The following is a 20,959-nucleotide window of genomic DNA, read 5'->3' on the forward strand; positions in this document are numbered from 1 at the left end:
CCCCGCCCGACTCCCGGAAGGACCGCCGTGGGATTCCTGGACGCCCTGTTCGGCCGCACCAAGCCCGTCAAGCCCGACCTCGACCAGCTGTTCGGCGTGCCGTCCGCCGCGCTCACCCTGGAGGCCGGGGCCGGGTTCCTCCCCACCGGGCTCGGCTCGGTCTGCTTCGCGGCCGTCGAGGGCGCCGCCTTCGTCCAGGTGGAGCAGCAGGTCCGGGCCCTGCTCGACGCCGACACCGAACGCGGCGGCGTCCCGGTGGAGGCCTCCAAGGACGGCTACGGCTACTCCTGGCTGCTCACCCGGCACGCCCCCGAGGAACTCCCGGAACTGGTCAACGACCTGCACGCGGTCAACAGCGAGCTGGAGGCGAACGGCTTCGGCCCGCAGCTGCTCTGCTCCCTGGTCGCCTTCCGCAACCCCCAGGGCCAGTCGCTGGCCCTGGTCTACCTCTACAAGCGCGGCACCTTCTACCCCTTCGCCCCGATGCCCGGCGGCGGCGAGCGGCGCAACAGCCCGCTGGAGCTCCAGGTCAACGCGATGCTGGGGAACGACCTGCGGCTGGAGAAGGACCTCAGCCGCTGGTTCCCGGTCTGGGGCGCGCCGGCCCTCTGACGCCCCGTCCGTAAAATCTCCCCCATGCGCAGCCACCAGTACGGACCGGACCTCACCCCGCCGTGGAAGAAGCAGCAGCCCGCACCCGAGGTGCCGGCCGAGCGGGACCTGGTGGTCGAGGAGGCGGCCACCGGCTACTGCGGGGCGGTGGTGCGCTGCGAGAGGACCGCGGAGGGGTTCACCGTCACCCTGGAGGACCGCTTCGGCAAGCACCGGGTCTTCCCGCTGGTGCCGCGCGGCTTCCTGCTGGAGGGCGAGGTGGTCACCCTGGTGCGCCCGACCGCCCCCGCCGCGCCCCGCACCCCCGCCCGCACCGCCTCCGGCTCCGTCGCCGTCCCCGGCGCCCGGGCCCGGGTCGCCCGCGAGTCCCGGATCTACGTCGAGGGCCGGCACGACGCCGAACTGGTCGAGCGGGTCTGGGGAGACGACCTGCGCATCGAGGGCGTCGTCGTCGAGTACCTCCAGGGCATCGACGACCTCCCCGCGATCGTCGCCGACTTCGCCCCCGGCCCCGGCCGCCGCCTCGGCGTCCTGGTCGACCACCTGCTCCCGGGAACGAAGGAGCACCGCATCGCCGCCCGGGTCACCGGCGAGTCGGTCCTGGTCGTCGGCCACCCCTACATCGACATCTGGCAGGCCGTGAAGCCCTCCTCCGTCGGCATCCCCGCCTGGCCCGCCGTCCCCCACGGCGAGGACTGGAAGCAGGGCACCTGCCGCCGCCTCGGCTGGCCCGTGGACACCCCGGCCGCCTGGAAGCACATCCTCTCCAAGGTGAACAGCTACCGGGACCTGGAGCCCGAACTCCTCGCCAGGGTCGAGGAGTTGATCGACTTCACCGCCCTGCCGGAGTGATTGCCCAAACGCGTATATCCTGTTTGCGTAACGTATATACGCCACCCCGGGAGGTCCCCATGTCCCGCACCGTGATCGATCTCGACGACGAGGCGCTCGCCGACGCGGCCCGCTACCTCGGCACCAGCACCAAGAAGGACACAGTCAACGCCGCCCTCCGGGAGATAGCGGACCGGCGACGACGCGCGGCGGCCCTCGCCCGGATGCGCGAGATGGTGGCCACCGGCGAGATCGACTTCTCGGCCATCGGCTACCCGGACGACCTGAGCGGGTCGGCGAGGCCCGCAGCGTGACCGAGGAATTCCTGATCGACACCAGCGCGCTGGTGCGGCTCATGCGCGGCCAGACCGGATCGGCCTGGGACGAAGCCGTGACCGCTGGCCTGGTCCTGCTCTGCGAGCCGGTCCGGCAGGAGTACCTGCGCGCCGTCGGCGGCCGGGCCGCCTACTTCGAGGCGGCCGGCCTCCTACGGGAGCTCTTCCCGTACCAGCACCTGCGGGACAGCGCCTGGCAGGCGGCCGCCGAGCTCCAGGAGCGGCTGGCGCAGTCGAGCCGACACCAGTGCGCGAGCCCGGTCGACCTCCTGGTGGCCGTCACTGCCGCTCAGAACAAGCTGACCGTGCTGCACCAGGACGCCGACTTCGAGACCATCGCCGAACTCACCGGTCAGCCCGTCCGCCGGATCTGCTAATCCACCAGGTCACGGACGACGGCGTCCGCCAGGAGGCGGCCCTGGAGGGTGAGGGTGGCGCGGCCCCGCCGGTAGGGCTCCTCGGCGAGGAGGCCGTCGGCGAGGGCCTTGGCGGCGGCCTTGCGGCCGGTTTCGGCCAGGAGGTCGAGGGGGATGCCGTCGGCCAGGCGCAGTTCCAGCAGGATGCGCTCGACCCGGCGGTCCTCGTCGCTCAGCAGCTCGCGGCCCAGGGCCGGGGTGCGGCCCTCGGCGAGGGCCTGGGCGTAGGCGGCGGGGTGCTTGGCGTTCCACCAGCGGACGCCGCCGACGTGGCTGTGGGCGCCGGGGCCGGCTCCCCACCAGTCGGCGCCGGTCCAGTAGAGCTCGTTGTGGCGGCAGCGCCCCTCGGGGGTGGTGGCCCAGTTGGAGACCTCGTACCAGGAGTAGCCGGCCGCGCTGAGCGCCTGTTCGGCGATGAGGTAGCGGTCGGCGTGCACGTCGTCGTCGATCATCGGCAGTTCGCCGCGCTTGACCCGGGCGGCCAGCTTGGTGCCGTCCTCGACGATCAGGGAGTACGCGGAGACGTGGTCGGGCCCGGCGCCGATCGCGGCGTCCAGGGAGGCCCGCCAGTCGTCGTCGGACTCGCCGGGGGTGCCGTAGATCAGGTCGAGGTTGACGTGGTCGAAGCCGGCCGCGCGGGCCTCGGCCACGCAGGCCTCGGGGCGGCCGGGGGTGTGGTGGCGGTCGAGCAGCCGCAGGACGTGCGGGCGGGCGCTCTGCATGCCGAAGGAGATCCGGTTGTAGCCGCCCTCGCGCAGCTCGGCGAGGTACGCGGGGTCGACGGACTCGGGGTTGGCCTCGGTGGTGACCTCGGCGTCCGGGGCGAGCCCGAACTCCTCGCGCAGGGCGGCGAGCATCTTCACCAGGTCGCGGGCGGGCAGCAGGGTGGGGGTGCCGCCGCCGAGGAACACCGTCCGCACCGGGAGGTCGGTCTCCCCGAGGACGCGACGGGCCAGCCGGATCTCGGCGACCACGTTGTCCGCGTAGGTCTCCTGCGAGGCGACGGCCCCGGAGGAGCGCAGTTCGGTGGCGGTGTAGGTGTTGAAGTCGCAGTAGCCGCAGCGGCTGGCGCAGTACGGGACGTGCAGGTAGAAGCCGAACGGCCGGTCGCCCAGCCCGGTCAGGGCGTGCGCGGGCAGGGAACCGTCGGACGGCACCGGTTCGCCGTCGGGGAGTGCGGAGGGCATGACCCCATTGTCCCGTACGACTCACCCGAACTCGTGAGCCGTACGGGAGGGGGGTGGCTCAGGCCTCGTTGGCGCCCGCGTACATGGCGGTCACCGCGTCCGCGTAGGTCCGCTCGACCACCGGGCGCTTGATCTTGAGGCTCGGGGTGAGCTCGCCGTGCTCGATGTCGAGGTCGCGCGGCAGCAGGTGGAACTTCTTGATCGTCTGCCAGCGCTGGAGGTCGGCGTTGACCCGCTTGACGAAGCCCTCGATCAGCTGGTGCACGGCCGGGTCGGCGGCCAGCTCGGCGTAGCTCCTGCCGGCCAGGCCGCGTTCGGCGGCCCACGGCATCAGCACCGCCTCGTCCAGGCCGATCAGCGCGGTGCAGAAGTTGCGGCCGTTGCCGATCACCAGGATGTTGCTGACGAACGGGCAGACCGCCTTGAACTTGCCCTCGACCTCGCTGGGCGCCACGTACTTGCCGCCGGAGGTCTTGAACAGGTCCTTCTTGCGGTCGGTGATCCGCAGGAAGCCGTCGGGGGTGAGCTCGCCGATGTCCTCGGTGTGGAACCAGCCGTCCGGCTCCAGCACCTCGGCGGTCTTCTCCGGCAGGTTGTGGTAGCCGCGCATCACGCCGGGGCCGCGCAGCAGGATCTCGCCGTCCTCGGCGATCCGCACCTCGGTGCCGGGCAGCGGGCGGCCGACCGTGCCGATCCGGACGTCCTCCTTGCGGTTGACGCAGGAGCCGGCGCTGGTCTCGCTCAGCCCGTAGCCCTCCAGGATCGGCACCCCGGCACCGAGGAAGAAGTAGCCGATCTCGGGGGCCAGGGCGGCGCTGCCGGAGACGGCGCCGCGCAGCCGGCCGCCGAAGGCGGCCCGGATCTTCGCGTACACCAGCTTGTCGGCGAGCGCGTGCTGCAGCCGCAGGCCCAGCGGGGCGCTCCCGACGCCGGTGGCGACCCGGCTCTCCTGGACCACCCGGGCGTGCTCGCGGGCGACCTTGGCGGCCCACAGGAAGATCTTGTACTTGGCGCCGCCCTCGGCCCGGGCCCGCCCGGCGATGCCGTTGTAGACCTTCTCGAAGATGCGCGGCGCCGAGGCCATGGTGGTCGGCCGGATGACCGGCAGGTTGTGGATGATCCGGTCGACCCGGCCGTCCACGGCCATCACGTGGCCGGTGGCGATCTGGCCGGAGATCAGCGTCTTGCCGAAGACGTGCGACAGCGGCAGCCACATGAACTGGACGTCGTCGGGGCCGAGCAGGCCGCTGGCCTCCTGGGCCCGGCCCTCGTAGGCCCAGCAGTCGTGCACCAGGCGCACGCCCTTGGGGCGGCCGGTGGTGCCGGAGGTGTAGATGAGGGTGGCCAGCTGCTCCTTGTCGAGCCCGGCCACGGCCTTCTCGACCGCGTCCGGGTGCTGCTCCAGGTACTCGGCGCCGCGGCGTTCGAGCTCGGCCAGGGTGAGCAGGTCCAGGCCGGCCGTTTCGAGTGCCTCCGCCCCGGGCGCCCCGGCGGGGGCGTCGAAGAGGATCACGGTGCGCAGCTCGGGCAGCTCGTCGATGTGCTCGACGGCCTTGGCCAGCTGGGCGGCGTTCTCGGCGAACATGGCCCGGGAGCCGGAGTTGGAGAGGATGAAGGCCGTCTCGTCGGCGTTGGTGCTCGGGTAGACGGTGGTGATGGCGGCGCCCGCGCACATGGCGCCCAGGTCGGCGAGGATCCACTCGACCCGGGTGGAGGAGGCCAGCGCGACCCGGTCCTCCGACTGGATGCCGAGCGCCATCAGGCCGGCGGCCACCGCCTTGACCCGGACCGCGGTCTGCGCCCAGGTGAGCGAGCGCCACTGCTCGGCGCCGGGCGCGCCGTCCGCGGCGTGCTCGTCGACCGAGGCCGGGTAGCGGTAGGCCTCGGCGTTCGGGGTCAGGGCGACCCGCTCCAGGAACAGGTGGGCGACGGAGGCGGGACGCCCGGCGACGATGTCGGCACTGCCGGAGTCGATCAGGGACTGCGCGGAACTCAACGAGGACCTCCGGGGGCGGGTGGCCGTCTGAGGGATTGTCGCGGCGTCCGTGGGGGCGTCCGCCGGGCCCCCGTTAACGTGGTCGGTACCGGTCAGTAACAAGGGCGTAGTCAGCAGCCTAGGGGGAAACCGGTCATTCCGTAAGGGGGCGGCCCCAGCTGGCACGCCCCCTCGGCGCCGGTGCCCGCCGGAGGGCGCGAACCGGGCCGCCGATGGCAAAGGCCCGGCAAACCTCCGCCGGACGGCCCCCGAATCGTCTGTACGACGCTACAGAACGACGAGAATTGGGGTGCGAACCCGACCGGCGAAGACAAGAGTGTGCCAGTGCTGATCAGACTGCTCCGGGCGTACCTGCGCCCATACTCCCGACCGATCACCCTGCTGGTGGCCCTCCAGCTGGTGTCCACCCTCGCGGCGCTCTACCTGCCCACGCTCAACGCCGACATCATCGACAAGGGCGTGGTCACGGGCGACACCGGCTACATCCTGCGCCTGGGCGCCGTGATGATCGGCGTCACCCTGCTCCAGGCGCTCTGCTCGATCGGCGCCGTCTACTACGGCGCCCGCACCGCCATGGCCTTCGGCCGCGACCTGCGGGCCGCCGTCTTCGACCGGGTGCAGAGCTTCTCCTCCCGCGAGGTCGGCCAGTTCGGCGCCCCGTCGCTGATCACCCGCACCACCAACGACGTCCAGCAGGTCCAGATGCTGGCCCTGATGAGCTTCACCCTGATGGTCGCCGCACCGATCATGTGCGTCGGCGGCATCATCATGGCGCTCAACCAGGACGTCCCGCTGTCCGGCCTGCTGCTCGCCGTCATCCCCGTGCTCGGCATCGTCGTCGTCCTGCTGGTGCGCGCCCTGCGGCCGAAGTTCCGCAGCATGCAGGTGAAGATCGACACCGTGAACCGGGTGCTGCGCGAGCAGATCACCGGCATCCGGGTCATCCGCGCCTTCGTCAAGGACGGCCACGAGCAGCAGCGCTTCGCCGACGCCAACGAGGACCTCACCCAGGTCGCCCGGCAGGTCGGCCGGCTGATGTCCGTGATGTTCCCCGCCGTGATGCTGGTCGTCAACGTCTCCAGCGTCGCCGTGCTCTGGTTCGGCGCCCACCGCATCGACAGCGGCGGCATGGAGATCGGCGGGCTCACCGCCTTCCTCTCCTACCTGATGCAGATCCTGATGAGCGTCATGATGGCCACCTTCATGTTCATGATGGTGCCGCGCGCCGAGGTCTGCGCCGAACGCGTCGAGGAGGTCCTCGGCACCTCCTCCAGCGTCGTCCCGCCCGCCGCCCCGATCACCGAGGTGCTGCGCCGCGGCAACCTGGAACTGCGCGACGTCGACTTCCGCTACCCCGGCGCCGAGGCCCCGGTGCTGCGCGGCATCGACCTCACCGCCCGCCCCGGCGAGACCACCGCCATCATCGGCTCCACCGGCGCCGGCAAGTCCACCCTGCTCGGCCTCGTCCCCCGGCTCTTCGACGCCACCTCCGGACAGGTCCTGCTCGACGGCACCGACGTGCGCGAGCTCTCCGCCGACACGATCGCCGACAGCGTCGGCATCGTCCCGCAGAAGCCCTACCTCTTCACCGGCACCGTCGCCAGCAACCTCCGCTACGGCCGCCCCGACGCCACCGACGAGGAGCTCTGGCACGCCCTGGAGATCGCCCAGGCCAAGGACTTCGTCGAGAAGCTGCCCGAAGGCCTGGACGCCCCCATCTCCCAGGGCGGCAGCAACGTCTCCGGCGGCCAGCGCCAGCGCCTGGCCATCGCCCGGGCCCTCGTCCGGCGGCCCGACGTCTACCTCTTCGACGACTCCTTCTCCGCGCTCGACTACGCCACCGACGCCAGGCTGCGCAAGGCCCTCGCCCGCGAGACCTCCGACGCCACCGTACTGATCGTCGCCCAGCGCGTCTCCACCATCCGCGACGCCGACCGGATCATCGTCCTCGACGAGGGCGCCGTCGTCGGCACCGGCACCCACCGCGAACTGATGGCCGACAACCCGACGTACCGGGAGATCGTGCTCTCCCAGCTCACCGAGCAGGAGGCGGCGTGACCACCCCAGGAAAGCCCGCCGGGACCCCCACCGGAAAGCCGGCCGGGACCCCCGCCGGACCGGGCGCCGGACAGCCCGCGGACAAGCTCCCCAGCGACTCCCAGGCCGCCGCCGCCCGCCGCGGACCGGCCGGACCGGGCCGCTTCATGGGCGGCCAGGGCACCGAGAAGTCCATGGACTTCAAGGGCTCCGGCAAACGCGTGCTCGGCCTGCTGCGCCCCGAACGCAACGTCCTGATCGGCGTCCTGCTGCTCGGCGTGCTCGGCATCGGCTGCGCCGTCACCGGCCCGAAGATCCTCGGCGACGCCACCGACCTGATCTTCGCCGGCGTCATCGGCGCCCGCTTCCCGGCCGGCACCTCCAAGGCCGAGGTCATCGCCGGACTGCGCGCCCACGGCGACGGCGGCGTCGCCGACCTGCTCTCCGCCGTCGACTTCACCCCCGGCCAGGGCATGGACTTCGGCGCCATCGGCTCCATCCTGCTCTGGGTGCTCGGCATCTACCTCGCCTCCGCCCTCTTCGGCATCGTCCAGGGCCGCCTGGCCACCCGGGCGATCCAGTCCGCCAGCTACCGGCTGCGCCAGGACGTCGAGGCGAAACTGGCCCGGCTGCCGCTCAGCTACTTCGACAAGCAGCCGCGCGGCGAGGTGCTCAGCCGGGTCACCAACGACATCGACAACATCGGCCAGTCGATGCAGCAGACCATGGGACAGATCGTCAACTCGCTGCTCACCGTGGTCGGTGTGCTCGCGATGATGTTCTGGATCTCCCCGATCCTCGCCGCGATCGCCCTGGTCTCCGTGCCGCTCTCGGTGGTCGTCGCCGCCAAGGTCGGCAAGCGGGCCCAGCCGCAGTTCGTCCAGCAGTGGAAGTCCACCGGCCAACTCAACGCCCACATCGAGGAGATGTACACCGGCCACACCCTGGTCAAGGCGTTCGGCCGGCACCGCGAGTCCGCCGAGACCTTCCGCGAGCACAACGACGCGCTGTTCCACGCCAGCTTCCGCGCCCAGTTCATCTCCGGGATCATCCAGCCCGCGATGATGCTGATCGGCAACCTGCAGTACGTGCTGGTCGCCGTGGTCGGCGGCCTTCGGGTGGCCAGCGGCTCGCTGTCCATCGGCGACGTCCAGGCCTTCATCCAGTACTCCCGGCAGTTCAGCCAGCCGCTCACCCAGGTCGCCAGCATGGCCAACCTGGTGCAGTCCGGGGTCGCCTCCGCCGAGCGCGTCTTCGAACTGCTCGACGCCCCCGAGCAGAGCCCCGAACCCGCCATGCCCGAGAAGCCCGACGCCGTCCACGGCCGGGTCGCCTTCCAGGACGTGTCCTTCCGCTACGACCCCGACAAGCCGCTCATCGACGACCTCTCGCTCAAGGTCGAACCCGGCCAGACCGTCGCCATCGTCGGCCCCACCGGCGCCGGCAAGACCACCCTGGTCAACCTGCTGATGCGGTTCTACGAGGTCAGCTCCGGGCGCATCACCCTCGACGGCATCGACATCGCCGCGATGTCCCGCGAGGACCTGCGCTCCGGCATCGGCATGGTCCTCCAGGACACCTGGCTGTTCGGCGGCACCATCGCCGACAACATCGCCTACGGGGCCGGCTCCGCCACCCGCGACGAGGTCGTCGAGGCAGCCCGGGCCGCCCACGTCGACCGCTTCGTCCGCACCCTCCCGGACGGCTACGACACCGTCATCGACGACGAGGGCACCGGCGTCAGCGCCGGCGAGAAGCAGCTGATCACCATCGCCCGGGCCTTCCTCGCCCAGCCGTCCATCCTGGTCCTCGACGAGGCCACCAGCTCCGTCGACACCCGCACCGAGGTGCTCATCCAGCGGGCCATGGCCCGGCTGCGCACCGGCCGCACCAGCTTCGTCATCGCCCACCGGCTCTCCACCATCCGGGACGCCGACGTGATCCTGGTGATGGAGAACGGCTCCATCGTGGAGCAGGGCTCGCACGACGAGCTGATCGCCGCCGACGGCGCCTACGCCCGGCTCTACCAGGCGCAGTTCGCGGAGGCCGTGGCCGAGGTGGACTGACCCGTCGGCACGCGCGGAGCCGGGACGGAACCCGCCGTCCCGGCTCCGCGCGCACCCGCCCCTCGCGGGGCACGACCGCCTTCGCTACGGTGGCCCCCGTGACCGCCCAGCCCACGGCCCCCGGACCGGCCCCCGACGCCTTCGAGGCGAACCGCCGCTACCTGGGCTCGGTCGCCTACCGGCTGCTCGGCTCCTTCACCGACGCCGAGGACGTCCTCCAGGACGCCTGGCTGCGCTGGCAGGGCGCCGACCGCGCCGCCGTCGCCGACCCGCGCGCCTTCCTCACCACCGTGGTCACCCGGCTCTGCTACGACCAGTTGGGCTCCGCCCGCAGCCGCCGCGAGGCCTACTACGGCGAGTGGCTGCCCGAACCGTCCGTCTCCTACACCGACGGCCCCGACTCCCCCGCCGACCTGGCCGAACGCGGCGAGTCCGTCTCCCTCGCCCTGCTCACCGTGCTGGAGCAGCTCACCCCGGCCGAGCGGGCCGCCTTCGTCCTGCACGACGTCTTCGCGGTCGGCTTCGAGTCCATCGCCGCCTCCCTGGACCGCACCCCGGACGCCACCCGCCAGCTCGCCTCCCGGGCCCGCCGCCGGGTCAAGGAGGGCGGCCGGCACCCCGGCGGCACCGACCCGGCCGAACACCGGCGGGCCGTCGAGGCCTTCGCCTCCGCCAGCACCCGGGGCGACATCCTCGGCCTGATGGCGGTCCTCGACCCCGACGTGGTCTGGCACGCCGACGGCGGCGGCATCGTCCGCGCCGCCGCCCGCCCGGTGCGCGGCGCCGACAAGGTCGCCCGCCTGGTGGCCGGACTGGTCGCCAAGTGGTTCACCCCCGACGCCGCGATCGGCCTCGCCGCCGTCAACGGCGAACCCGGCCTGGTCTGGTACGAGCGCGGCACCGGCAGCGTCGGCGGGGTGCTGGCCTTCGCCGTGGCCGGCGGCCGGATCACCGAGGCCTTCGTCGTGGTCAACCCCGAGAAGCTCGGCCGGATCGAACCGGTCACGACCCGCTGAACCGAGCCCTGAACCGGACCCCTGTTACCGAGCCCCTGTGACCGGGCCCCCGAACCGGCCCCCGCCGGGCTGTGACGCGGGTCACCGTCACACTCCGGCCGGCCGCGTCGTCCCCTTCCCGAACAGCGCTCCACCGGAGCGCCCCACGAGGAGGCGGACGAGATGAGCAGCACCACCAGCACCGATCAGCGGATCGTCGTCCTCGGCGCCGGGTACGCCGGGATCACCGCGGCCAAGGGCGCCGGACGCCACCGCGCCGTCACCCTGGTCGCCCCCGAGGAGCGGCTCCTGCACCGCATCCGCCAGCACGAGACCGCCGCCGGCCGCGGCCGCGACTGGCCCGCGCTCACCGAACTCGCCCGCGGCCGCCGGATCGAGCACCGCCGGGCCCGGGCCGTCGCACTCGACCTGGCCGGGCACGAGGTCCTCCTCGACGACGGCACCACCCTCGGCTACGACACCCTGGTCCACGCCCTCGGCAGCCGCACCGCCTGGCACGGCGTCCCCGGCGCCGTCGAGCACGCCCACCCCGTGGAGCGCGCCGCCGAGGTCCGCCGGCTCATCCGCGAGGCCGCCCGCCCCGGCACCCTCGCCGTCGTCGGCGGCGGCGCCACCGGCATCGAACTGGCCACCGAACTCGCCGAGGCCCACCCCGACTGGCGGGTGCGGATCGTCGCCTCCGGCACCGTCGGCGGCGCCTACTCGCCCAAGGGCCGCGCCCACATCCGGCGCGTCCTCGACCGCCTCGGCGTCGACGTCCACGACGACGCCACCGTCACCGAGGTCACCCCCGGCGGGCTGCGCACCACCGCCGGCCCGGTCGACGCCGACCTCACCCTGTGGGCCGCCTCGCTGGAACCCCACCCGCTGGCCGCCGAGGCCGGACTGGCCGTCGACGAGCGCGGCCGCGCCCTGGTCGACGACCACCTGCGGTCGGTCTCGCACCCGGACGTCCACGTGGTCGGCGACGCCGCCGCCGTCACCGTCCCCGGCGTCGGCACCCTGCGGATGGGCTGCGCCACCGCGCTGCCGCAGGGCCAGTACGTGGGCCGGCTGCTCGACGGGCGCACCTCGGCGCCGTTCTCCTTCACGTACCTCGTGCAGTGCCTCAGCCTGGGCCGGCGGGACGGGCTGCTCCAACTGGTCCACCGCGACGACGCGATGAAGCCCACCGTGCTCACCGGCACCGCGGGGCGACTGGCCAAGGCCGGGATCGTCGGCCTCGTCCTCGGCGCGCTCAAGTAGCCGCCGGGGGCCACCGGTTCCGTCCGAGGGCCACTGGTTCCTACCGGTTCTTACCGGTTCCTACCGGTTCCGGTCAGGGGATTCCTCCCGGCGGGAACGCGGAAGGGCCCGGGCAGTCCCGCCCGGGCCCTCCTCGTACCGCTTCCCGCTACGCCTACTTCTTGTCCTTCGGCGTCTCGGCGTCGGTGGACAGCGCGGCGATGAAGGCCTCCTGCGGGACCTCCACGCTGCCGACCATCTTCATCCGCTTCTTGCCTTCCTTCTGCTTCTCCAGCAGCTTCCGCTTACGGGAGATGTCACCGCCGTAGCACTTGGCGAGGACGTCCTTGCGGATCGCGCGGACCGTCTCACGGGCGATCACCCGGGAGCCGATGGCGGCCTGGATCGGCACCTCGAACTGCTGGCGGGGGATGAGCTTCTGCAGCTTGCCGGCCATCATCACGCCGTAGCCGTAGGCCTTGTCCTTGTGCACGATCGCGGAGAACGCGTCCACCGGGTCGCCGTGCAGCAGGATGTCGACCTTCACCAGCTGGGCGGCCTGCTCGCCGATGGGCTCGTAGTCGAGCGAGGCGTAGCCCCGGGTCTTGGACTTCAGCTGGTCGAAGAAGTCGAAGACGATCTCCGCGAGCGGCAGGGTGTAGCGCAGCTCGACCCGGTCCTCGGAGAGGTAGTCCATGCCCTGGAGGTTGCCGCGGCGGGACTGGCAGAGCTCCATGATCGCGCCGACGAACTCGTTCGGCGCCAGGATGGTGCCGCGCACGACCGGCTCGAACACCTCGGAGATCTTGCCGCTCGGGAACTCGCTCGGGTTGGTGACGGTGTGCTCGGTGCCGTCCTCCATCACCACCCGGTAGACCACGTTCGGGGCGGTGGAGATCAGGTCGAGGTTGAACTCGCGCTCCAGGCGCTCCCGGATGATCTCCAGGTGCAGCAGGCCGAGGAAGCCGCAGCGGTAGCCGAAGCCCAGCGCGACCGAGGTCTCCGGCTCGTACACCAGGGCGGCGTCGTTGAGGCGCAGCTTGTCCAGGGCGTCGCGCAGCAGCGGGTAGTCCGAGCCGTCCAGCGGGTACAGGCCGGAGAACACCATCGGGCGCGGGTCCTTGTAGCCGCCGAGCGCCTCGGTGGCGCCCTTGTGCATCGAGGTGATCGTGTCACCGACCTTGGACTGCCGGACGTCCTTCACACCGGTGATGATGTAGCCGACCTCGCCGACGCCGAGACCGTCGGCGACCTTCGGCTCGGGCGAGATGACGCCGATCTCCAGCAGCTCGTGGGTGGCGCCGGTCGACATCATCGCGATCCGCTCGCGCTTGGTGAGCTGGCCGTCCACGACACGGACGTAGGTGACCACGCCGCGGTAGGAGTCGTACACCGAGTCGAAGATCATCGCGCGGGCCGGGGCGTCCTTGACGCCGACCGGGGCCGGGACGGTGTTGACGATGTGGTCCAGCAGGTCCTCGACGCCGAGACCGGTCTTGGCGCTGACCTGGAGCACGTCGGAGGGGTCGCAGCCGATGATGTGGGCGATCTCGGCGGCGTACTTCTCCGGCTGGGCGGCCGGCAGGTCGATCTTGTTGAGGACCGGGACGATCGTGAGGTCGTTCTCCAGCGCCAGGTACAGGTTGGCGAGGGTCTGGGCCTCGATGCCCTGGGCCGCGTCGACCACCAGGACGGTGCCCTCGCAGGCCGCGAGGGAGCGGGACACCTCGTACGTGAAGTCCACGTGGCCGGGGGTGTCGATCATGTTGAGGATGTGGGTCGTCCCGGCGTCCGGCCCGGTCTTCGGGGCCCACGGGAGGCGGACCGCCTGCGACTTGATGGTGATGCCGCGCTCGCGCTCGATGTCCATGCGGTCGAGGTACTGGGCGCGCATCTGCCGGGGGTCGACGACGCCGGTGATCTGCAGCATCCGGTCTGCGAGCGTCGACTTGCCGTGGTCGATGTGGGCGATGATGCAGAAGTTGCGGATCAGCGCCGGGTCGGTACGGCTGGGCTCTGGCACATTGCTGGGGGTCGCGGGCACCTTGGTCCGATTCTCCGTTGGTCCGGGGCCGGGGGTGTCCGGATCATCGCTGACCGGCTATCCCGGGGACCGGACAGTCTCGTCCGATCGAAATAGTTCCTCCCATCCTCCCACGACTACGGGGCGGGACGCCGTTCGGGCACCTCACAGCCCCCCCGAGGGCGCCCCGAAGGGCTTCGCCCGGCCGCACCGAGGGCTTCCGCGGCTCGGCCGAGTATCTGCGGTGGCGGGAGCTGCCGCACCACTTCTCCCGGCCGCGGACCGGCCGCGGACCGGCCGCCGGTTTGGGGCGGGCGGCGGGCCCCTGGTAGCGTGGTCAGCTGCACCTGGCCTCGGCATGCCCTCTCAGCTGGTCCGACGGCCTCACGGTGCAGCCCGTTCAAACCATTCAGACAAGACTGAGGCTCCTTCGTGGCGAACATCAAGTCCCAGATCAAGCGCAACAAGACCAACGAGAAGGCGCGCCTGCGCAACAAGGCCGTCAAGTCCTCGCTGAAGACCGCTCTGCGCAAGGCCCGCGAGGCCGCTGCCGCCGGTGACACCGAGAAGGCCACCGTGCTGGCCCGCGCCGCCTCCAAGGCGCTCGACAAGGCCGTGAGCAAGGGCGTCATCCACGCCAACCAGGCCGCCAACAAGAAGTCGGCCATCACCAAGCGCGTCAACACCGCCGTCCAGGCCTGACGCCCCCGGGGGCTCCGACCCCCACCGCCTCAGGGCGACCGGCCCTCTACCCGGAACCCCGAGGCGTGCGAGACTCGCACCGCACGCGGCCTGCGTTCGCCACGCGGGTGCGGTGCAGCACGAGCTGTACGACAGGCGCCGCAGTCATCCTCTCCCCGAGGCCGACTGCGGCGCCTGTCGCGTTCCGCGCCCCGGCCGCTAGGGTCGGTCAGGCGCGACCGGGGGTGCGGGGAGCACCCACGGCGGCCAGTCCCGAGGGGGGAACTTCCATGACGACGCCACCGCCGCCACCGCCGTCGCCGGGTCCGGGTTCGGGTCCGGGCCAGGGCCCTGGCCCGAACGGGCCGGGCTACGGCTTTCCGCAGCAGCCGGCCGCGGCGCCCGTACCGGGCACGGGTGGGCCGGGCGGACTCGGTGGATCCGGTGGGCCCGGCGGATCCGGTGGGCTGGGCGGGCCGGGGGCCGGCGGCTTCGGGCCGCCGCTCGGGCTGCCGACCGCGCCCGGGCAGCCCGCCGTGCCGCCCAAGGGCGGTGGGCTGCGCCGCAACGCCGTCTGGGCCTTCGTCGGCGCGGTCCTCGCCTCGGCCGGCTGGGCCGCCGCCGTGGTGGCCGTCCCGGACCTCGTCAGCAACGACTCCTCGCCGCGCAGCCTCGGCAACTACCACCTCTCCGACGACTTCTGCGCCACCGCGAAGCCCTCCCGGCTGCTGGAGACCTACACCGTCACCACGGACAGCAGTTCGCCGTCCCACCACACCGACCGGACCGCCGCCCTGGACAGCATGAACTGCTCCATGTCGCTCAAGCGGACCGGCGGCGGCACCGACAGCGAGTACGCCAGCGTGTACATCCGCGCCGACCTGCACAAGGCCGTCAACCCGGCACCCGAGCAGACGGCCGGCAAGGAGCTCTACCGGGCCCGGGGCTACCAGATCACCGACATCCCGGGGATCGGCGAGGACGCGTTCTTCATCTACAAGGACGACGGCACTTCGGGCTCGTACCACAGCCTGTTCGCCGAGGTGCAGATCCGCGACGGCGGGATGACCTACTACATCAGCTACAACGCCAGTTACACCCAGGGGAAGGGCAACCCGCCGTCCATGACCGAGCTCCGCAACGACCTGCAGACCGACGGCGACAACGCCGTACGGGCCATGCGCAAGTAGCGGTCCGGTCCGACGCCTCCGCGGTCAGTACGAGGGGCGGGAGCCGGCCCGGGCGGCCTTGGCGACGGCCACCACCGCCCGCTCCAGGGCGAAGGCCGGGTCGGCCGAGCCGCCCTTGACCGCCGCGTCGGCCTGGGCGATCGCGGTGAGCGCCGTGGCCACCGCATCACCGGTCCACCCGCGCATCTGCTGACGGACCCGGTCCACCTTCCACGGCGGCATGCCCAACTCGCGGGCCAGATCGGCCGGACGCATGTTCCGCCCGGTCGTCGCCAGCCTGCCGATGCTGCGCACGCCGGAGGCCAGCGCGTAGGTGATGCCGGTCGGCGGCTGGCCGACGGCCAGCGCCCAGCGCAGCCGCTCCAGCGCCTCGGCCGCCCGGCCGGTGACCGCCAGGTCGGCCACCTCGAACCCGGTCGCCTCGGCCCGGCCGCTGTAGTAGCGGGCCACCACCGTCTCGTCGATCGTGCCCTCGACATCCGAGGTCAACTGGCTGCACGCGGCGGCGAGTTCGCGCAGGTCGCTGCCGAGCGCGTCCAGCAGTGCCTGGCAGGCCTCCTGGGTCGCGGAGCGGCCCAGCGTACGGAACTCGCCCTTGACGAAGGCCAGCCGCTCGCCCGCCTTGGCCAGCTTGGCGCAGGCCACCTCGCGCCCGCCCGCCTTGCGCCCGAAGTCCAGCAGGCCCTTGCCCTTGGCCCCGCCGGCGTGCACCAGGACGATGATCACTTCCTCGACCGGGGCCTCGATGTACGCCTTGACCTCCTTCACCGACTCGGCGGAGAGGTCCTGCGCGGCCCGGACCACGATCACCTTGCGCTCGGCGAACAGCGAGGGCGTGGTCAGCTCGGCCAGACTGCCCGGCTGCAGGCCGCCGGGCGGGAGGTCCCGCACGTCGGTGTCCGGGTCCGCCGCCCTGGCCGCGGCCACCACCTGGGCGACCGCACGGTCCAGCAGCAGCTCCTCCTGACCGACCGCGAGGGTCAGCGGGGCGAGCAGGTCGTCGGGTGCACTCTTCCTGGCCATCGCCTACCAGCATCCCACGCGCCGCGGACACTCCCGCCCGGACGGGCGGGGGCGTACGGGCGGGGGCGGGGGCCAGTGGTCCGAGGCCGGGGCTCGGTGAAGGCCGACCGCCCTGCGGGGGCGCGCGGCCCGACCTGGAGAATGGCCCGGTGACCGAGAACCACACCCCCGACCTGCCGGACGTCGAAGACCCGTTCGTCCGCCAGCTGCTCGTCCTGCCCGACCGCGACACCGCCGACGAGGCCGCCGAGGAACTCTCCGCCGCCCATCCCGACCTCGGCGACCTGGAGATCGTCCGCGACGCGCTGGCCGGCGAGGACGACGCCGAGGACGCCCAGTGGCTCGTCGTCCTCGACCCCCCGTCCGACGGCTGGACGCCCACCCTCCTGCACGCCCTCGACACCGTCGCGGCCTCCTACGAGGGCTGGCGCGAGGAGGCCTGACCCGACCGTCGCCCGCCCCCGACGCTCCCCGAGGCGGTCAGTTCGGCAGCACCCAGTCCGGCCGCCAGGTCCCGGGGGCGTCGTGGGCGGGCGTGGTGGCGGCGAGGTGGGCCCGGAGGGTGGCCAGAGCGGGGTGGGGGTTGTCCCGGTGCCACAGCAGCGAGTGCGGGTAGACCGGCGTCGGGTCGGTCACCGGGATGCGGCGCAGACCGTGGCCGGCAGGCCAGACCAGCCGGGTGCGCTCGCTCATGAAGGTGGCCAGGGCCGGGGTGTCGGCGACGGTGTCCAGCAGCGCGTCGGAGCCGAAGTTGGGGCCGGTCGCCTCGATGGTGAGGCCGAACTCGGCGACCAGGTCGTCGTAGTAGGCGGCCCACTCGGTACCGGGCGCGATGCCGGGCATCCAGATCCGGTGGCCGACCAGCTGGGCGACGGTCACCGAACGCGCACCCGCCAGCGCGTGCGCCGGACCGGTGAGCAGCTGCAAGGGCTCGTCGAGCACCCGGACGGACTCGACGTCCTCCGGGAAGGGCCGCCCGGGTGCGGCAACGGCACGGAAGGACGCGTCGATCGCCCCCGAGCGGATCGCGGCGACGGCCGCCGCCACGTCGAACAGCATCACCACGTCCAACTCGATCCCGGGGTGCGCGCGGTGGAAGTCCCGCATCAGACCCGACCCGGCGCCGCGCGAGGCGATGATGTCGACCCGCAGCGGCCGACGGCCCGTCCGCACCGAGGCGACGGCCCGCTCGGCGGCGCGCAGCAGTTCACGCGCGTGGGGCAGGAACGCCTGTCCGTCGATGGTGAGTTCGGCGCCGCGCGGAGTGCGGGTGAACAGGCGCACCCCGAGGTCGCGCTCCAGGGCGGCGATGCGCTTGGAGACGGCCTGCTGGGTGACCGCCAGGTCGACGGCGGCCTTCTGGAACTGGCCGGCCTCGGCGGCGGCGGCGAAGGTGCGTACGGCTTCGAGGTCCACGTCGGCCCACCCTAGGCCGATCCGACGCGCAATGTCAGACACGCCCATGTGAACAACGGATGGTTGTACCCGTGGGGCGGATCGGTTGTTTGACCTGCGGTCGAGCTGCTCGGTTAGCTCTCCCCGGTCAACGTCGGATTGTTCGAACGGGATGCCGAGGGAGTGCGCCGGACATGGTGGACACGGGGGACGCGACAGGTGCGGCAGCCGCGGCAGGGGCAGCGACAGCGGGCAGGTTCGGCAGGAGACGGCTGGGGCCGCGGTTCGGCCGGCTGTGGGCGGCCTACGCGGTCAGCGCGTACGGGTCCGGACTGGGATTCGGTGCCCTGCCGCTGCTGGCCGTCCTGGTGCTGCACGCCGGGCCCGCCCAGGTGTCCGCACTGTCCGCCGTGGGCCCGGCCGTGGGGGCGCTGATCGCGCTGCCGCTCGCCCCCTGGGTGGAGTTCCGGCGCAAACGCCCGGTGATGATCACCATGGACCTGGTCCGGTTCGCGGCCATGGCGACGATCCCGGCCGCCTACGCCCTCGGACTGCTCGGCTTCGCCCAACTACTGGCGGTCTCGGCCGTCGTCGCCGCGGCCAAGATCGCGTTCAACGCGGCCGCCGGCGCCCACCTCAAGGCCCTGGTCCGACCCGAGGACCTCCTGGTGGCCAACTCCCGCTTCGAATCCACGAACTGGAGCTCCATCGCGATCGGACCACCCCTGGGCGGGGCCGCCATCGGCCTGTTCGGGCCGGTCACCACCGTGATCGCCGACGCCCTCAGCTACCTGTTCTCCGCCCTCGGCATCGGCGCCATCCGCGGCCGGGAGGAGACCCCGCCGCCCGCCGGGCGCAAGCCGGGGCGGGCCGGCTCGGTCCTCGACGGCTGGCGGCACATCCTCGGCGACCCCGAGCTGCGGGCGCTCTACCTCAACAACCTGCTCGTCTCCGGGCTGATCATGGCCACCGAACCGCTGCTGGCCGTCCTCATGCTGCGCCAACTCCACTTCCCACCCTGGCAGTACGGCCTCGCCTTCGCCGCCCCCTGCCTCGGCGGACTCATCGGCTCCCGGCTCGCCCAGCGCGTCGTGACCCGCTACGGCCGCCACCGGGTCTTCCGGACCGTCGGCGCCCTGCGTGCCGTGTGGCTGATCGGCCTGGTCCTCGTCCGCCCCGGTGTCGTCGGCCTGGTCACCGTGATGGCCGTCGAACTGGCCATCATCATCAACATGAGCCTCTACACCCCGGTGCTCGCCACCCACCGGCTCGAACGCACGCCCGAGCACCTCCTCGCCCGCACCCTGTCCGCCTGGTCCATCGGCCAGCAGGCCGCCATCGCCGTCTGCACCGCCCTCGGCGGCCTCCTCGCCGACACCACCGGCCCACGCGCCGCCCTCGCCGCCGCGGGCCTCCTCATCCTGGCCACCCCCCTCCTCCTCCCCCGAGGCACCCCCGCCCCGGCCCCTCACGCCCCGGCCCCCACCCGTTCCTGAGGCCGCCGGGGCCCACGCCTACCCAATTCGGGTGAAGGTTTGTCCACCCACCGACGGGGCGGCGGCGGGCCGCCGTAGCCTCGGTGGCGCCCCGTCGCCGCTCGGGTGCGCGATCCGGGCGAAGGTGCGGGATCCGTCGATCCGGAAGGCCACCGACACCATGACACGCTCAGCGGGCGGACACGACGAGACGCCCGGCGGGCCCTCCCGCCGCCACCTGCTCAGGATCGGCGTCGGCATCGCCGTGGGGGCCGGGGCCATCGGCTCCGGCGCTCCCGCCGCTCTCGCCAACGGCCCGTACGACCCGACCGCTCCGACCATCGCGACCAAGATCAAGAACCTCAGCGGCCCGGCCGAGACCGGATCGTTCGGCGCCGCGTGGACCGACCTCGGCATCCCCGTCCGATGCCCGGACGGCACCATGCTCTTCGTCTGCGGCGACACCTTCTCCGGCGACCGGATCTTCACCGGCCAGTGGAACGCGCCCGTCGGACTGCGCTCCAGCAGCGCTGACCTGGACAACCTGCGCATCGACGGCGTCGTCCAGGGCACCTACGGCATCAGCCTCGTCGACGAGCCGCACACCCCGGTCGGCGACACCGCGCACACCACCGCGATCCCCTCCGACGCCTTCGTCGTCGACGGCGTGATGTACATGCACCTGATGCGCGGGGTCATCTACGACACCCACCACACCGACTTCTGGCGCTCCACCGACAACGGGCAGACCTGGGAGTACCTGTGCCAGTGGCCCGGCGACCTGTACGGCGGGCAGTTCCAGCAGAAGACCTACGCGGTGGCCGACGACGGCTACTGCTACGTGCTGTCCACGGTCTTCAACCGTGAGGTGGAGTCGGGGATGCTGCTGCACCGGGTACGGAAGGAGAGCCTCGGCGCCCCGGACGCCTACGAGCCCTGGGGCTACACCGACGGCAACTGGCAGTGGAACGCCCCCGCCCCGACGACCGTCTTCGGCACCCGCAAGTGGGGCGAGCTGTGCTTCCGCGCCATGGACGGCAAGTACGTCCTCACCTGGCTGAACACGGACCCGCTGTCGATCAGGGCGATGGTCTTCGCACTCCCGACCTCGGACCTGACCAGGACGCTGGAACAGGCCATGATCCTCCCCTGCGCCCCGGGCCAGGAGACCGCCAACTTCGTGGCCAGCCCGTACGGCGGCTTCGTCATCCCCGGCTCGACGTTCGGCAACTTCCACATCGTCGTCAGCCAGTGGTACGACGTGACGAACTACCGGATCATGCAGTACCGGATCAACATGCTCTCCTGACCGCCCCTGCCCCTCCCTGGCCCAACTCCCCCGCCGGTAGGCGCATTGCCCCAGTGGCGGGGGGGGGGGGGCGCGGCGGCGGGCGCGGCCCCGCGCCCGCACCCAGCGCCCCGCCCCCCCCCCCCCCCACCGGGGGGCGCCGC

At 72.4% G+C, this 20,959-nt stretch carries 18 protein-coding genes; 13 read left to right on the top strand and 5 right to left on the bottom strand.

Features of this window, described 5'->3' with window-relative positions; translation table 11 throughout:
* Window positions 1–27: 27 nt before the first annotated feature.
* From ACFV8H_RS20575 to ACFV8H_RS20590, 4 genes are read left to right on the top strand one after another with little or no spacing between them, the layout of a single operon-like run.
* Complete coding sequence (locus ACFV8H_RS20575; protein WP_375892453.1) at window positions 28–612, top strand: hypothetical protein; 585 nt, start codon at window positions 28–30, stop codon at window positions 610–612.
* A 24-nt stretch (window positions 613–636) separates the two neighbouring features.
* Window positions 637–1,464, top strand: a complete 828-nt coding sequence (locus ACFV8H_RS20580; protein ID WP_380401755.1) for a DUF3097 domain-containing protein — start codon at window positions 637–639, stop codon at window positions 1,462–1,464.
* Window positions 1,465–1,523: 59 nt separating this feature from the next.
* Window positions 1,524–1,757, top strand: a complete 234-nt coding sequence (locus ACFV8H_RS20585) for a type II toxin-antitoxin system VapB family antitoxin (RefSeq protein ID WP_380401758.1) — start codon at window positions 1,524–1,526, stop codon at window positions 1,755–1,757.
* Window positions 1,754–2,155 carry a PIN domain nuclease gene (locus tag ACFV8H_RS20590; protein WP_380401760.1) on the top strand — a complete coding sequence of 134 codons (402 nt, stop codon included), beginning with the start codon at window positions 1,754–1,756 and terminating at the stop codon, window positions 2,153–2,155. The genes ACFV8H_RS20585 and ACFV8H_RS20590 overlap by 4 nt, the downstream gene beginning before the upstream one ends.
* Here ACFV8H_RS20590 and hemW read toward each other — a convergent pair.
* The gene (gene hemW / locus ACFV8H_RS20595) at window positions 2,152–3,381 is read right to left on the bottom strand and encodes a radical SAM family heme chaperone HemW (RefSeq protein ID WP_380401763.1); all 1,230 of its coding nucleotides are present in this window, start codon (window positions 3,379–3,381) and stop codon (window positions 2,152–2,154) included. The two genes, ACFV8H_RS20590 and hemW, sit on opposite strands and share 4 nt — an antisense overlap.
* Window positions 3,382–3,439: 58 nt before the next feature.
* Window positions 3,440–5,377 carry an AMP-dependent synthetase/ligase gene (locus tag ACFV8H_RS20600; protein WP_380401766.1) on the bottom strand — a complete coding sequence of 646 codons (1,938 nt, stop codon included), beginning with the start codon at window positions 5,375–5,377 and terminating at the stop codon, window positions 3,440–3,442.
* 324 nt (window positions 5,378–5,701) lie between these two features.
* On the opposite strand from ACFV8H_RS20600, the gene ACFV8H_RS20605 reads away from it, so the two are divergent.
* The 4 genes from ACFV8H_RS20605 to ACFV8H_RS20620 all read left to right on the top strand — a co-directional run bounded on the left by ACFV8H_RS20605 (window position 5,702) and on the right by ACFV8H_RS20620 (window position 11,741).
* Window positions 5,702–7,435 (top strand): ABC transporter ATP-binding protein, encoded by a 1,734-nt coding sequence (locus ACFV8H_RS20605; protein WP_380401769.1) that lies wholly within the window; start codon window positions 5,702–5,704, stop codon window positions 7,433–7,435.
* Between the two features lie 146 nt (window positions 7,436–7,581).
* Window positions 7,582–9,480, top strand: coding sequence for an ABC transporter ATP-binding protein (locus ACFV8H_RS20610; RefSeq protein WP_380401796.1), 1,899 nt, complete (start codon window positions 7,582–7,584; stop codon window positions 9,478–9,480).
* Window positions 9,481–9,578: 98 nt separating this feature from the next.
* Window positions 9,579–10,496, top strand: coding sequence for an RNA polymerase sigma factor SigJ (gene sigJ / locus ACFV8H_RS20615; RefSeq protein ID WP_380401772.1), 918 nt, complete (start codon window positions 9,579–9,581; stop codon window positions 10,494–10,496).
* A gap of 162 nt (window positions 10,497–10,658) precedes the next feature.
* Window positions 10,659–11,741, top strand: a complete 1,083-nt coding sequence (locus ACFV8H_RS20620; RefSeq protein ID WP_380401775.1) for an NAD(P)/FAD-dependent oxidoreductase — start codon at window positions 10,659–10,661, stop codon at window positions 11,739–11,741.
* A gap of 154 nt (window positions 11,742–11,895) precedes the next feature.
* Here the strand turns inward: ACFV8H_RS20620 and lepA are convergent, their stop codons facing one another.
* Window positions 11,896–13,764 (bottom strand): translation elongation factor 4, encoded by a 1,869-nt coding sequence (gene lepA, locus ACFV8H_RS20625; RefSeq protein ID WP_375892440.1) that lies wholly within the window; start codon window positions 13,762–13,764, stop codon window positions 11,896–11,898.
* A gap of 411 nt (window positions 13,765–14,175) precedes the next feature.
* On the opposite strand from lepA, the gene rpsT reads away from it, so the two are divergent.
* Together rpsT and ACFV8H_RS20635 are read left to right on the top strand one after the other, a co-directional pair.
* A complete protein-coding gene (gene rpsT, locus ACFV8H_RS20630; RefSeq protein ID WP_375892438.1) occupies window positions 14,176–14,445 on the top strand; it encodes a 30S ribosomal protein S20 in 270 nt (89 codons plus the stop codon).
* Between the two features lie 515 nt (window positions 14,446–14,960).
* A complete protein-coding gene (locus ACFV8H_RS20635; protein ID WP_380401779.1) occupies window positions 14,961–15,614 on the top strand; it encodes a hypothetical protein in 654 nt (217 codons plus the stop codon).
* Window positions 15,615–15,638: 24 nt separating this feature from the next.
* Here ACFV8H_RS20635 and holA read toward each other — a convergent pair whose 3' ends face one another.
* Window positions 15,639–16,637 carry a DNA polymerase III subunit delta gene (gene holA, locus ACFV8H_RS20640; protein WP_380401781.1) on the bottom strand — a complete coding sequence of 333 codons (999 nt, stop codon included), beginning with the start codon at window positions 16,635–16,637 and terminating at the stop codon, window positions 15,639–15,641.
* Window positions 16,638–16,786: 149 nt separating this feature from the next.
* Here holA and ACFV8H_RS20645 point away from each other — a divergent pair, with 149 nt between their 5' ends.
* Window positions 16,787–17,080: a hypothetical protein gene (locus tag ACFV8H_RS20645; protein ID WP_375892434.1), complete on the top strand. Its 294-nt coding sequence runs from the start codon at window positions 16,787–16,789 to the stop codon at window positions 17,078–17,080.
* Between the two features lie 37 nt (window positions 17,081–17,117).
* On the opposite strand, the gene ACFV8H_RS20650 is transcribed toward ACFV8H_RS20645, so the two are convergent.
* A complete protein-coding gene (locus ACFV8H_RS20650; protein ID WP_375892432.1) occupies window positions 17,118–18,053 on the bottom strand; it encodes a LysR family transcriptional regulator in 936 nt (311 codons plus the stop codon).
* Window positions 18,054–18,325: 272 nt separating this feature from the next.
* Here ACFV8H_RS20650 and ACFV8H_RS20655 point away from each other — a divergent pair, with 272 nt between their 5' ends.
* Together ACFV8H_RS20655 and ACFV8H_RS20660 are read left to right on the top strand one after the other, a co-directional pair.
* Window positions 18,326–19,528: an MFS transporter gene (locus ACFV8H_RS20655; protein WP_380401799.1), complete on the top strand. Its 1,203-nt coding sequence runs from the start codon at window positions 18,326–18,328 to the stop codon at window positions 19,526–19,528.
* Between the two features lie 160 nt (window positions 19,529–19,688).
* Window positions 19,689–20,816 carry a DUF4185 domain-containing protein gene (locus tag ACFV8H_RS20660; RefSeq protein ID WP_380401784.1) on the top strand — a complete coding sequence of 376 codons (1,128 nt, stop codon included), beginning with the start codon at window positions 19,689–19,691 and terminating at the stop codon, window positions 20,814–20,816.
* The last annotated feature ends 143 nt before the right edge of the window (window positions 20,817–20,959 follow it).

This window comes from Kitasatospora sp. NPDC059827, from assembly GCF_042731675.1.
In the GTDB taxonomy this organism is placed as follows: Bacteria; Actinomycetota; Actinomycetes; order Streptomycetales; family Streptomycetaceae; genus Kitasatospora.

What these genes read in the sequence shown, in the direction of transcription:
- ACFV8H_RS20660 (WP_380401784.1), top strand. Translation starts at nt 19,689, where the DNA reads ATGACACGCTCAGCGGGCGGACACGACGAGACGCCCGGCGGGCCCTCC.
- hemW (WP_380401763.1), bottom strand. Translation starts at nt 3,381, where the DNA reads ATGCCCTCCGCACTCCCCGACGGCGAACCGGTGCCGTCCGACGGTTCC.
- holA (WP_380401781.1), bottom strand. Translation starts at nt 16,637, where the DNA reads ATGGCCAGGAAGAGTGCACCCGACGACCTGCTCGCCCCGCTGACCCTC.
- ACFV8H_RS20610 (WP_380401796.1), top strand. Translation starts at nt 7,582, where the DNA reads ATGGGCGGCCAGGGCACCGAGAAGTCCATGGACTTCAAGGGCTCCGGC.
- ACFV8H_RS20620 (WP_380401775.1), top strand. Translation starts at nt 10,659, where the DNA reads ATGAGCAGCACCACCAGCACCGATCAGCGGATCGTCGTCCTCGGCGCC.
- ACFV8H_RS20580 (WP_380401755.1), top strand. Translation starts at nt 637, where the DNA reads ATGCGCAGCCACCAGTACGGACCGGACCTCACCCCGCCGTGGAAGAAG.
- ACFV8H_RS20585 (WP_380401758.1), top strand. Translation starts at nt 1,524, where the DNA reads ATGTCCCGCACCGTGATCGATCTCGACGACGAGGCGCTCGCCGACGCG.